Source organism: Klebsiella sp. K47 (assembly GCF_051858335.1).
In the GTDB taxonomy this organism is placed as follows: domain Bacteria; phylum Pseudomonadota; class Gammaproteobacteria; order Enterobacterales; family Enterobacteriaceae; genus Klebsiella; species Klebsiella pneumoniae.
In genome coordinates, this window is record NZ_JBPYUI010000580.1 from 1 (window position 1) to 210 (window position 210).

Consider the following 210-nt stretch of genomic DNA (forward strand, 5'->3'; position numbering starts at 1 on the left):
ACAGCCCGCCATCCAGCAAGGGCAATACGAAGGACGTGGCCTGCAATGCATACGCGAGCATCAATGCACGGATCAGGCCGAGCCGGTTTGACAGCCGGTCCCAGGCAAACGTCGAGGGGATGGCGGTGAGGCCGACCAGCACCCACACCCAACTGCCGTGGCCGGCGAAGGCAGGGGTCTGCACCAGGATGGCGACGATGAAGGTCGCGC

1 protein-coding gene is annotated in these 210 nt (G+C 65.2%); it reads right to left on the reverse strand.

The window, feature by feature from the left end; all coding sequences use genetic code 11:
- A partial coding sequence (locus RRF55_RS29305; protein WP_439419499.1) for a YbfB/YjiJ family MFS transporter occupies positions 1–210 on the reverse strand: 210 nt, incomplete at both ends.